This is a genomic window from Candidatus Omnitrophota bacterium, assembly GCA_014728045.1.
Classification (GTDB): Bacteria; Omnitrophota; Gorgyraeia; order Tantalellales; family Tantalellaceae; genus WJMH01.
Window position 1 is genome coordinate 4,021 of the sequence record WJMH01000017.1, and the last position, 12,228, is coordinate 16,248.

Consider the following 12,228-nt stretch of genomic DNA (forward strand, 5'->3'; position numbering starts at 1 on the left):
ATGAAGGCGAATATCAATAATAATCATACCGGGAAGTCTCCCGGAGGGGTTTTCGCAAAAGCAGGCGAAAAACGCTCGAGGCCATGGATAAGGATCATCTCCATGGCGGTCGTGATCACTTTTCTTTTCCAGCAGATCACTTTCGGCCAGGTGCAGCCGCAGACTGGCCAGCCTCTGGTAAAAGGAAGGATAGATCTTAATCAGGTATCCATACCCCGTGATATCGCCATAACCAAGGACATAAACAAAACCCCCAGTAAAGAGCTCATAATAAATATCAAGGATGTACATGACAATTACGGTGCTCAGGAATCCATAGTTTCGGTGCTTGAGAACCTTGCCGTCAACTATGACGTGAATTTCGTGGGCGTGGAAGGCGCCGAGGGTTTTATCGACATGAGCGTTATATCGGCTTTCCCGGACGAGGAGGCCAAAAAGGAGGCTTCCGAATACCTGATGCGATCGGGAAAGATCTCGGCCGGTGAATTCTTTTCCGCGATGTCCACCACGCCGGTCAACATCTACGGTATCGATGACAGTGACCTTTACCTGAAGAACTACGGAGCTTTCCTCGGTCTTCTTGATAAAAAGCAGCGCAACATGAAGATAGTGGATTCGCTCAGGAGCGCTCTTTACGCGCTGGAAGACAATATACTCTCCGATGAGCTTAAACGGCTCAACCGCAACTCGGTGCTCAACCACCGTAACGGGGTCAAGTTCACCAGCCGGTGGGCCCAGGTCAGGAAGATAGGCGGCAAGAACGGCATAAAATGCGAGAACTACCCCAACATAGATAAGCTCATGCAGGCCGTAAAAGCGGAAAAATCGATCAATTACAGGGCTACCAACCAGCAGAGGGACGAGGTGCTGGACATACTGGCCAAACGCCTTAGGAGGGAACCGCTGGAAGAGCTGATACTCAAAAGCCTTTCGTTCAAGCTTGGCAAGATATCCAAGAGCCAGTTCTATTCATACATACTGTTCACCTGTAAGGGCGAGAACCTGGACTCTGAGCATTACAATGAACTGGAGACTTTCTGTGATTATGTCAATCTCTATGAGTCCATAGACCTGGGTTCCCTTATGGACGAGATAGACGATTACGAGAACAGGGTAAGGGATAAGCTCTACAGGAACGACGAGGAAAAAGAGCTTACCGCGCTTTTAAAGGATGTCGAGATCCTCCATAACGTCTTCGAGGTCAAGCTTACCAGCGGACAGCTGAGGTATTTCGAGGCTAACATGGATAAGTTCACTCTCGAGAGGTTCATGGATTTCATAAAGACGAGCTACAAAAAATACGGCATACCCCTTCCTGCCGACCTGGGTGAGACGGGTAAACTTTTCAGGCAACTGCCGCAGGCGGTAGATTTTTACGAGGCGGCTACCGGCAGGAACCGGGCGATGGTGAATAACACCATCAAGTACATGAAGGAGAATAATGCCAGCGTGGGAGCGATAATTACCGGCGGGTTCCATACAAAAGGCGTTACCGATATTCTCAGGTCCGACAAGCTTTCCTACATAATCCTTCTTCCCAGGTTCAACGCCAGGACCGGTAAAAGGCCCTATATAACCATACTCACCAACAAGACCAACGAGTACAAGAAGTACCTGGAGTCGGAGGAATTCCTGGCCGCGACCTCTTTCCATGCGGTTAACAAGAAGATACTGGAGAACTCTAAGACGGGTGAGATGGAGAAACTTGAATTCGCCGAGACAGCGGCGCTGTTAATGGGATACATGTTCTCGGAGAAGGTCGGACTTACCCCGGAGCTGATGGAAAAGTACGTGAACAGGTACCAGCGCGCTTACGAAAGAAGCCAGGACATGCTGGCCGCGGAGGGAAAAATAACCCAGGAGCAGGCGGACGCGGCCAAACTATTAATGGCGAGTTTCCTTGGCAAGGTGACCATAGACGTCAGAAGAGAAGGCGAGGTCGATATATGGGCTAATACCGAAGGGTTGCAGGGATTCGGTGGTAATCTGGGATTCAAGGTGACCACCGCCGAGGAAGCCGAGGGCAAGGAAAAGGAAATAACCCTCGCTGCTGTTACCGACGTCAGCGCGGAGGCCATAGAAAAGGTCAAGTTCAAGCAGTCGATACTCGTAGCCGAGAAAATAGGCGCCATGGCGGTCGAAAGGGGGCAGGAACTTCTCCAGAACGTACAGTCCCAGAAAATAGACAGGCTTCTTAACAGGCTGACCAATTACGTGGAAAGGCACCACGACAAGGAAGAAGCTTTAAGTGAGCTGGAGGAGGAGGTTGAAAAACTCGCCTCTGTTATGGGGCTTTCCGCTGAAACGGCTTTAGAAGATAACCGTGTCATAGCCGCCATGAACGAAATGAGGGGCGTCACCGGAGAAGAACGAGCCGGAGAGGAGATAGATTCACTTGGTGTCAAGCTCCGCGCTCTGGTCGAATCGGAGAACGCCCGCGAGAGAAGAGCGGCGGTAAGCCAGCTTTCCGGTGAGGAACTAAAGAGCATACAAGAGGCGGGGGTCGAGGAGAATTTAACTGATGACGCCGAAGCGGTGGAGGCGCTTCAAGAGGCCCTTGAAGGTAACGCCCGCGCCGGGGAGATATCCGAATATGTCTCCGGATGGTCGATAGTCACGGTGGATAGTGTGGACGGCACGCGTTTCATGGGGAGTTTCGCGGATACGGACAATAAGAGGATCTATCTTACCAAGGAGGCTCGTGCCGCTCTCAGGACTTCACCGAAACTCCTTCCGGCGCTGATACTCGCCGAAGCGCAGGAGCAGGGAGCGGTCGAACAGGGTCTCGCTGAATCCATACTGGAGGGGACCCGCACCGACGCGGGGGAACTGGTAACTGCCGTGCGCAGGGCGGACGGGACCAAAACGGGATATGACGGGCTGCGTGATCTTTTGGCGAGGTCTGGACGGGTCTGGGCGGCATTTGCCGACGGCATGGCCGGTAAGGCCCGGGAAAGTTCCGTGGGCGCGAACATAATGGATGAACTTTCCCCGGAGGCGACGGAAGTAGCCCTTGCCTTCGCTGAGGCAGAAGGCGTCTTCGCTTACCATTTCGGGCAGGACGAACACTTTTTCATGTTCCCCGAATCCTTTTCCAAAGAAGACGTGCAGGACTTCCTGCTGCGTCTTCAGAAACAGCTCGTGGACGCCGGATCAAGCTACCAGATATATGACTTCGCCGAGATGGACCTTTCCGAGGACCAGAGGGCCGAGATAAAAAGTATAGCTAAGGAGGTCTCCGGCAACAAAGTTGTGTTCGACGAGGAAGCGGGTCTTTTAAGGGTCGCGGTGGACAAAAACGCTGAAAAAGCTTTTCTGAACCGTGTCGCCCTGATGCTCGGCAGAGAAAGCGCTGAAAGCGCGAGGCTTGACGTTCCGCCTTTCATAATGCCGGCGGCGGCCGTGAGAGCCACCAGGGATTCACTCAGCCAGGTAACCGGTGCGGATATGCTTACCGCGGCCGAAGAGAATGCTGGAAAGAAATGGGACGCTGATACCATAAACAAACTTATAACGAGCGTATATGAGCAGCAAGAAAGCGCCGAGGAAGCCAGGGCCGAACTTGAAAATATGTGGCGACAGGCAAGCGGACAGAGGCAGCAGGTCATGGAGATGATAGCGCGGGAGAACGCTCCCGAAGGCATCACTTTCAGGGGAGAGGACCGTGTTCTCCAGATCATGCAGTACGGCATGGCGGGGTTCAATAACCGCATGGTCGTCGTGACCGAACATGATTTCGCGAAAGTCGAGACCGGTGAACAGGCTCAGACGGTCCTTGAGAACCTCAGTAATGTGAAAGAGAGAAGAGAGGGCGTCAAGAAGACCATGAATAGAGCCGTCCAGAAATTCCTGGCAAGGGCCCGGGAAAGGACGGGCAAAGAATATGACGCCGGGGACGCTTACACAAGTTACAATGCCGAAATATTCCATGATCTGCTTGTTGAGGTTCTCAGAATGGACGTTGAAGAACGAAAAGCCTTAAGCGACGAGGAAAGGGTACTGATGGTAAGAGGCCCGCCCGCGGACTTTTTCATGGTACTGATCAACAAGGACGGTACGGTCAACGTACTTAACGTGGACATGATGTGCCACGCCAACTTGAACAACCTTTCAGAGCATGAAAAAGCGCAGACCATGGCACGCCTCAAAAAGGGCCTGGGCGGAAGAGAGACCGACTACGTTGTCTTGGGAGAGCGGGGGGAAGAGGTAAGGATGTTCCCCTTCAAGGCCCTGAACTCGTACATCGGTTCACATGATATGGCGGACGATTATATCCTCGCCGCCAGCGTGGGCGTGCACGAGGCGTTCGTGGAAGCCATGAAGAATAACGGGGGTACGATCAATGAAGATGCGATATCGGAGGCTCTGCGCAGCGCTTCAGGACTTGCCAACGCCGAGATCAACACGGATGCTTTCGAAAGACAGGTCGGGAAAAAGAGGATAAACATCGCTTTTGAGGGGCACCTTACCACCGAAAGAAGAACAAGTGTTGACTCCAGAGATGAATCGAGATCTGCGGAAACCCACGCCGAGACCCTCATACACCGCCTGGCCGCAATGGGGGCCGTTCGTAAAAAGGGCATGGTGGAAGTGGACGGCGAGGTCATCGCCAACAGGAACGGGGAACTGGCGGCAAGATTAAGGTCATTTCTGACCGAGTCCGAATTGCAGGCAAAAGAAGGGTTAAAGGATAGGGTCAATGGTTTTCTGAGAACCTACAGCGAGCAGGTCGGGCAGGACATTGACAGTGTAGAGGCCGCGTACGAAATGCAGTACCGGGATTATAGGAGGCACGCGGCCGAAAGAGGCCGCCAGGAGATGATCCAGAAAGGACGCCTGGCGCTGGCCAGTCTTAATGATGAAACAAGGGAGCTGGCCGAGGCGCGCACCGCTAAAGAGGAAGCCGAAAAAGAAATGGTCGAGGGCCTTGCCGATGAGGAGGCCCGAAGAGCCGCCGAGAAAGAGCAAGAGATGGGCGGTGCTGCCAAGCGCGTGGGGACCGACGAGGATACCGGGCTCAGAGCCAGGCAGTTAGGTGCCAGACAGTCGGACATACAGCGCGTTGCCGATGAGATGAACGTGCGCGAGACCGACGTTCACGGCATGCGGGCCAGGGTGGTCGAAATGGATTTCGCGGAGCTCGGTGAAGGCCTCGCGGATGCCGCGGCGGCGTACCAGTTCAGGGCGCAGGATGGCAGCCTGATAATAGCGCTCAATACCAACCCGCAGTTCGCCGAATTCACCGAAGAAGCCAGGTTCCATGAGGCAAGGGAAGCATTCTGGCAGCAGGCGATGGTCTCTGAAAGCGGTCTTTCCAAACTGGCCGAGAAGGAGGCGACGCGCCTTGCCAAGGAACAGGCCAAGGCCGAAGGCCTGGAAAAGGATGAGGCCGCCGTAGAAAGCATCAAAGCGGATATGATGCCACAGATCCTTTCCCGGATGGCTCATATAGCGGCGAGCGCCGAACAGGCGGCAATGTTCGGCAGGACCGAACTTGGTGGACTGACCCCTTATCATTACGCAGAGCTTGGGCGCATGGCGGAGAACGAACCGGAAAGGTTCAGGGCCCTTGCCGGAGAGAGCAGGAGATTCCACAAGAGCGTCTATGAAGCGATACTTAAGTCCGACGCGGCTGGTAAGATGGCGGCAAGTTTCGGTCTTTCCCAAGTACGCAATTATGAGGGGGCTTTAAGGGCCATACCCAAAGCCATGGAAAGCTTGGGGATGGATTACCGGGAAGCCGCCCAGTTGGCGGGTTATCTTTTCGCGACCATAGGCGGCGAGTTCGCTTCAACTACCATAGAGAACGCCTTCAAGAACATATCACGGAATAACGCACTGGCGGAGACTCTCAGGAACGCCGACAGTGAAGTGCGTTTCGCCATGATAAAGGCGCTGGGCATGCCTTCCTTTTATCTTTCCGACCAGAAGGTGGACCTTCTGTTGAGGGAAGTGAAGGATTCTGCGGGAAGGACCCTCAAGAAGAGCCTCGACCAGATCGTTTCCGAAGCGCATCAGATGGCCGAAAGGGGAGAGGACCAAGTGTCGATAGGCCGCTTCATGGAAGAAGAGATCAAGCTCGCCAGTGCCAACAAGAAAGAGATGCTCATCGAGAAGGGAATAGAACGCCAGGCGGACGGGACGGTCGTCGTGAACACGGTCGCGGTCACCAGGAACGCCGAAGGGGACGAGGTTCGCATACCCGTCTCCCGCAGTAGGGCCATGACGATGGAACAGGCCCAGAGACAGCTGGATAAGCCGGTGAACATGATAGCGGTGGGAGACGTTCATAATGACGTGGAATCACTGGAAAGGCTCCAGCAGTATGCCGCGGATAATGGATGTCTTCTGCTTTACAACGGGGATATGATCCTTGAGATGAAGGAACGCGGGCAGGACCGTATAACCGCCAGCGGCAGGAAGGTCCTGAAAATGGTATTCGGTGAAAAGGAGGGACAGCGTGGTTTGGTGGACGCTCTTCTCAGCGTGGAGCTCGGCGAATATGTCACGCAGTCGGCGGTGGATAACATGAAGTGGTTCGCCGATGAACTCAGGTTCGCAGGACTGGAAAGGGAGGCATCACGGGCGGATTCTTTCGTGAATAAGATGGAAACCGCCGCTAACGAGGGCAGGAAACTGACCGAGAGCGAGGTCGGTGAATTTATCGGCAATCTCGATTTTATGCAGATCAGGCAGAACCTGGCGCCGGAGGTATTCATGTCGCTTGAGCAGGGACATTCATCCCCACGGATATATCCGCTGATGCGTGCTTTCGAAAGCACTTATCCGTCGGAATACGTTGTGGCCAAAAAGGACGCTCGGGGCAATGTTACCGGAAGTATAGTCGCCGAGCACCAGCCCGGGTTCAACATAGGAATGGAGACGGGCAGGGATGGCGTGATCTCATCCGGTGAAGGCGCAATACTTAAAAAAGGTGTCGGGGAGAGGTCCGGGACAGTGGATACGGCCCTCGCTCAAAGGATACTCGACCACCTGGGCGAGAGGGATGTAAGCGTTCAGGGTCATGAACACCCGTTATACATAAATCCCCAGACAAAGGAAAAGACCCAGGCTCCCGTGGTCGTCTACAGGAACGCCGAGGGTGAATGGGCCTGGAAGTTCGTTTTTGAGCAGTCCGATCTTGAAAACCTGGGTGATATCGACAAAGCGCTTATCCTGCAGCCAGAGACGGAAGCCAACGTGAGACTTCTAGCCAGCACGGAGATGGACTCCAGCGGAAGGACCAGGATCAATCTCGCGCTCGCTGAAGGCTTCGCCTCGGCGACCAATGACGGCAAGTATGAACAGATGGCCGGAGATATCCTGTCCGCCAGGAAGCACGCATTGATGCAGAAGGCGATCGACGCCGGGCAGAGAGCCGAGTCGGCGATGGAGAAAGCCGGTGACAGGAGCCTTTCACGGGAGGAGAGGACGAAAGCGACCGAGGAGGCCGAGTCCGCCCGGGCCGAGCGTGAACAGGCCCTTGCCGATATGGCCGCCATGGATATGACCGGAAGGAACGCAGAGGCGTACGCCGGGGCTTTCCTGGATCTTTATAAATCCAGGAAAGGCATGATACTTCCCCTTGCCGCGAAACAGATGCAGGTCCAGCAGATGAACAACTCCTTCAATCCCAGGATTAAAAGAGGGGCCAAAGTAAATATGGGCGAGATAGCCAAGGTGGCCGCGGCGAGGGCCCTTATGGTGGAAGTCTCCGAAGAGATGCTTAGTGACATGTCTCTTGTCGATAACGCGCTTTTCGAGACGGTGGGACTTGACAGGAACGCTTTAGCCAATGTTACAACTTCGGCGGAACTTTTGGAGGTAATGAAGTCGGCCGCCAGAGATCAGGGGGTTTCGGAAAGAAGATTGGAAGAAGCAGATACGATAGACCAGGCGCTGGTGCTTTTAGCCAGGGCCAATCCCCGGATCGCGGTCGAACAGGCCATGAAAAACTGGGACCAGGAAAGCAAGGACAGTTTCCAGCGGATGGTGGAGGGTTTGCCTATGGAGGACAGGCTGTGGCTGATAGAAAACTTCACTACCGCCGACAGGAAACAGATCAACGCCTTCAGCGTCTCAATGGACAGGCAGAACCGTCCGGTAAGCGTTAAAGTGAGGTACCAGGACGGCACGGAGAACATCTTCGAGGACGGATATCTGGATACGGTGATCGCTCTCTCCGGCGCGGCCAAACGCATGGGAACGGACGAGGATACGGGCGCCAGGGCCCGAAGGCTTTTCGCCGGAAGGGACGCTTTTCTTTCGGCGGCCCGCGCAAGAGGCACTGAAGAGACCATAGAAGGCCAGAAAGCGGTCGTAGTGGATTTTGATTTCGGTGAGCTGGGAGAGGGCCTCAAGGACGCGGGACTGGCCTACCAGTTCAGGGATAATAACGTGCTCTACATCGTTCGTAATACCAATGCAGATTTCCGCAGGCAGGCCGAGGCTGCCGGAGCCGATTACGGGCAACTTCTCGAAGAAGCCGTCTACCACGAAGCCCGTGAAGCGGCGTGGATGCAGAACGGATCGCTCAGGGCGAAAGCGGCCGAACTTGCCGAAAGATGGCGAGAGCTTGGCATGAAAAGAGCCCCGCGCGTCAGGGAAATGGTCTGCAGAATGGCACATATCATCGCGGGTATGGAACAGGGCGTAAGCTTCGGTAAGGGAGCCGTCGCCGCAAGCCATCTGGCCGATATACGGCAGATGAGCGCTGAGCAGAGAAGCGCCCTGGCCGTGGAGGACAGGTCCCTGCATGCGGAAGTGCTTGACTGGGCGGCTAGTGAAGGAGGCGCGAGGTTCGGATATCAGGACGCGATGGATTACCAGGAGCAGGTAAGGTTCGCCGCAAGGACCCAGGCGGACAAGATGTGGGGCAAGGCACAGGTCGCCCAGCTTACCGGTGAAAGAGTGACCGGTCTGCGGGGCAGGGATAAATACCGTAAAGTTGTACCGGTCGCGGATGTCCATGGAGACCTGGAGGCCCTGAGGGATTACCTGGAAGGCGCCGGAGTGATACGAAAAGGCGCGACCGCGGAGCAGGACGTGTGGATAGGCCAGAACATGTCGCTGGTGCAGATGGGGGACATGATCGACAGGGGCCCCCAGTCCAGAGAGGCCATAACGTATATGAGGCGCTTACAGAAAGATGCCGCCAAAAAAGGCAGCAAACTTGTCCGGCTTATAGGCAATCATGAGCTTGCGTTCCTGCTCTGGCATAATCTGAACAAGAGGAACGAAGCCAACAGGGTCAAGGACCAGCGGAGATTGAGCGCGGTCACCAAGGGCATGGACCGGTCGCTGATGAACGACGCTTTCGTGGAGGAACTGAAAAGAGACATACTGGAGGGGAATCTTGTTGCTTCCTATGAAGTGGGAGGGAAGGTCTTTACCCACGGTGTTATCACCAGTGAAATAGCGGACATGGTAAAAGGTTCCAGGGCCGATCTCTCGGAAGAAGAGTTCGTAAGCTCGGTCAACGAAATTCTCGTGAATGCTGTAAGGAACAATGATTATAGTAATCCTATCTTTAATTTCGGTCACAATATAGACGGTAGCAGGGTCGGTCTTTTCACCGGGTACGTTTCCAGGTCCCCCATGTACGGCGAAATAGCGGGCTATGAACAAGTAGTCGGCCATGACCCCTCATCGCGGGCTTTGAAATCGGCGCTCGGCGGAAAGGTGATAGGCGTTGATGTGGCCATGTCGGAAGGTTTTTACGGCGGGAAAAAAGGAAGCAGGCTCGGTCTTGTCTTCGAGAACGGACTTGTCTATGAAATGAAGCCGGGTGTGAAAGCGCCGGCTACCGTAAAGGCTTTTGCCACGGCGAAGGACTGGGGTCAGCGAGCAGAGAGGACGGGCCGCCTTGCAGCCTATGAAAGTACAACTTCCATGATCCTGAAGGCCAAAGAGATGGGTCTTGATCACAAGGCGGTCGTGGGCCAGGAAATGGAAAGATTAATGACGTTGAGAGAATACATAAGAGGTGTAAAGGCCAATCCGGCACTCAACGGTGTTACCGGCGCTTTGACCAACGCCCAGACACAGGAACTCATAAGCCTTTCGCAGAACATAAACCGGAAACTCGCGACGCGGATCGCTCAGGCTGAAGCGGACTCGAAAAAGGACGCTCTTGCCAGGAGGACCGAAGCCGAACTTGAGGAGCTTAAAAATAACATTCAGCAGGATATAGCCACAATGGCCTCGGACGCACGGTCTATTTACGACCGGAGCCACCCGAATTATGCCAAGAACAACGTGGATAAATACTTGAACGACCTTGCGGCTACGGCGGAGGGAAAGGATCTCTTTTCACGTCTTACCGCCGAGCAGAGGAATGAATTAAGGGATTTCATCGTGGCCCGGGCGCAAGAGAGCATGAAAGAAGTCGCGGCCCGGGAGGAACGCGCCGGAGCGAGAAGGAAAGAAGCGGCTGAACGAGCAGTCGAGCAGGTCGGTGTCATGGGGCTTCACCAGGGTCTCGAGAAGATCCTGGGTGAGGCGGTCTCGGGAAGAATGAGCCGGTATGTTGACGGTGACATGGAGAGGGTATCAGCCGCGGGGGAATATCTCACGGCCAGGGGAGTTACTGACCATCGTGACGAAGCGGCGATAAGAACAGCAATATCAGAGGTGGAGAAGCGGGATGACTACAGAGCAGAGATAGCCAGGATCGAATCAGAGCGGAAAGAGGCAAAAAAGAAGCTTGAAGAAGAACTCACCGCCCGGGAGGCGGTCAGCGCCGCACAGGAAAAAGCCGAAAGAACCCAGGCCCAGAAAGCTCTGGAACAGGCCAGGCAGGTTGCCGCCAGGGCCGACAGGGAAGGGATAGGCACGGATCTATTGAGAGTTCAAAGAGGTCTTGTAAAGCTCATAGGGCAGGCGGAAGGCAGCAGGGTGGCTTTTGCGGACCTGAACGAGGCGGTGAAAGAGATGGAAGCGGCCGAAACATACCTGCGTTCGGAAGGGGTGACGGACGTGAGTAACGCAGCTGCACTCCGGGATAAGCTTGCACAGGTAAGGGCCAGTGACAAGTACAAGAATCAGGCAGAGGCCAGCCGGGCGAGGGCTATGGTACGCATGGCCGAAGCGGACGAAATAAAACAGCTTGCCTCGAGCGGTGTCCTGCAGGATATACAGCTTGCGCGCATAAAAGCGAGCAAACTGTGGGGCAAAATGAAAGACCAGGGCTATACCGGCTCCAACCTTAACATGATGGCCAATATCGTGGCGGATCTTTCAAAAGCGGTTTCCGGCTTGAAAAGAGGAAGGCAGGAGAACAGGGTAAAGCAGCTGGTGGACCAGCTTAACGGCGATATCCAGAAAGCCCGTGAAGAGTACGCATCACTTGGCCGCATGGCCGAAGCGGAAAGACTGGAAGGGGAAAAGAAAGAGGCCGAAGCCGAAGCGGGTCGCCTCGCTCGGGTCAAGACAGCGTATCTTGACGCTCAGGGAAAGGCCAACAGGCTGATCGGGCAAATCCAGGGGAACAGGATCGATGCCGCATCTGCTCGCGAAGAGCTCAGAAGGATACAGGCGGACCTGGACAGAGAGGCCGGGGCTCTGATGGACCTTGCCAGAAGGGAGGATGTCGCCGGTCTGATGCGTTCGGCCAGGAGCAGCTTGTTAAAGGCCGAGGAAGAGATAAACCTGGCCTCCGTGCGCCAGGAGGTAGAGTCGGAGACAATGGAGAACATCCTCGAAAAAGTAAAGAGCACTCAGGCTTCGGATATACGCAGGTACCTTATCGATAACGGTATAGCCCGTGACGGACGGGAAGCCCGGCGCCTTGCTGACGTTATTGCAGCGTCCAGGAACTATCATCAGCAGTTCAGGGAACTTGTCACGGTCAACCAGCTCATGAACGACATACACCCGAGTTTCCTGCAGAAGCTTAATGACGCTTACAAGATACTGACGATGTCCATGGGAGTGGATTTCGTGGACAGGGACATGCTGGACAGGATCGCCTACAGGATGGGGCAGATGGAAGGAGAGTTTTCCGAGGGGTGGCTCTCCGAGAAGGCCAGGATATCCCAGAAGCTGAAACTGCTGTCTGACGAGACGAAAGGCGTGGTCAGGCGCACGCCCGAGATGGAAAAAGCGATAGCTTTTTACGAAGAACTTGAAAATCTCGAACAGACTGGAAAAGTCGACATGCAGGTAGGGGCCCACGCCATGGCCCTGGTCGTGGGGGACAAGGTCATAAAACTCACCGACAGGCCCGAG

General features: G+C 54.8%; 1 protein-coding gene (only partly in view). It reads left to right on the forward strand.

Translation table 11 applies throughout. The features are described 5' to 3' along the window. Nucleotides 1–12,228, forward strand: partial view of a tetratricopeptide repeat protein gene (locus GF409_06555; GenBank protein MBD3426876.1) — the 5' end (the start) only. The gene runs 21,438 nt beyond the window's last position; the window shows 12,228 of its 33,666 coding nt (coding positions 1–12,228); the start codon lies at nucleotides 1–3; its stop codon lies off the right edge, out of view.